This is a genomic window from Streptomyces sp. SID1328, from assembly GCF_009865595.1.
GTDB lineage: Bacteria > Actinomycetota > Actinomycetes > Streptomycetales > Streptomycetaceae > Streptomyces > Streptomyces griseoluteus.
This window is the reverse complement of sequence record NZ_WWKH01000102.1, coordinates 1-1,576: the sequence shown is the minus strand read 5'-3', so window position 1 is coordinate 1,576 and position 1,576 is coordinate 1. Positions and strand designations below refer to the sequence as shown.

Below are 1,576 nucleotides of genomic sequence, written 5' to 3'. Positions count from 1 at the left end.
GCCGTCGCCGTTGATGTCGATCTTCTCGCCGATGAGGTAGTCACCGGGGTCGGTGGTGTTGTTCGCGTAGAACTCCACACCGGTGCCGAAGATGTCGGAGGTCGCCTCGTTCAATCCACCGGATTCCCCGGTGTAGTTGAGCCCGGCGGTGTTGGAGGTGACGCCGTGGCTCATCTCGTGGCCGGCGACGTCCAGCGAGGTCAGCGGGTCGTTGTTGCCCGTGCCGTCGCCGTAGGTCATGCAGAAGCAGGAGTCGTCCCAGAACGCGTTCACGTACGCGTTGCCGTAGTGCGCGCGGGAGTAGGCGCCGACGCCGTCGTTCTTGATGCCGCTGCGGCCGAAGGTGTTCTTGTAGAAGTCCCAGGTCGTCTGGGCGCCGTAGGCGGCGTCCGCCCCGGCGGTGGCGGCGTTGGACGTGGTGCCGTTGCCCCAGGTGTCGCTGGTCTGGGAGAACAGCGTGCCGGTGCCGGAGGTGGCGTGGTTGAGGTTGTACGTCTTGTGGCCGCCGCGCGTGCTGTCGGTGAGGGTGTAGTTGGAGCCCGACTGCGCGGTGGTCAGCGTGACCTGGCCGCTGTACTGGGTGTTGCCGATGCCGGTCTGGATCGCCTGGTAGCGGTACAGCTCCTTGCCGGTCGTGGCGTCGGTGATGACGTGCAGCTTGCTCGGGGTGCCGTCGTCCTGGAAGCCGCCGATCACGGACTCCCAGGCGAGCGTCGGCGTGCCGGAGCCGGCCCAGATCACCTTGCGCGCGCTGTCGGCGGCGGGCTTCTCCGCCTTCAGTGCCTTGGCGGCCTTGAGCGCCGTGGACTGCGCGGCGGACTTCGTGACGGCCGGGGTGAGGGAGGCGACCTTGATGGTCCGCTTGGTGTTGAAGGTGGTGCTCACCGTGCCCTTGGCCACGGAGGCGGGCGGGGTGTGCACCACGAGGTCCCCGCCGAGGACCGGCAGGCCCGCGTAGGTGCGCTCGTAACGGGTGTGCACGGTGCCGTCGTTGTCCTTGACGACGTCCCGGACGACCAGCTTCTCCTTGGCGCCGAGGCCGAGGGAGCGGGCGGTGTCGTCGGTGCCCTGCTTGGCGGTCTTGACCAGCGCCGCGTGCTGGGCGGGGCTGAGCCTGGCCTCCAGGGCGCCGGTGCGCAGCGGGGCGTGGGGGGCTGCGGGCCGGGCGGCCGCGGGGGTCGCCTGGACGGCCACGGCGAGGAGCGCCGCCGTGGACAGCAGGGCGGCTCCGACCGTGGCTCCCTTGCGGGAAAGATGTCTGTGGGGAAGGCGTCTCACTCGTACTCCTCCTGTGAAGGGAGTGGGGAGGATGCGCGTACGGGGCGAGAATGGCACCTTGACTAGGTCATGTCACCAAGCGCCGGGACAAGCGAGGGTTTTCCCTAGGAGGCCGCCCGGGTTCCGGCGAATGAATTCGACCTCAAACCTCGCTGTGTAAAACCTTTTTGACGGGCGGACAAAGAAAAGGCCATGACTGTCCGCATTCCGGAGCGCCGGTTTTCCCGGAGCGGAACTCAGGTGGGTGCCCCGCCTCCCCCCTGAGACGGACCCCCGAGAACCCCCCTGGGAGGGGACG

General features: G+C 68.5%; 1 protein-coding gene. It reads right to left on the bottom strand.

What is annotated here, in order from left to right; genetic code table 11:
• The coding region (locus GT030_RS03055) for a M4 family metallopeptidase (protein WP_346009546.1) at nt 1–1,278 on the bottom strand (1,278 nt) is incomplete at its 3' end.
• Nucleotides 1,279–1,576: the final 298 nt, after the last annotated feature.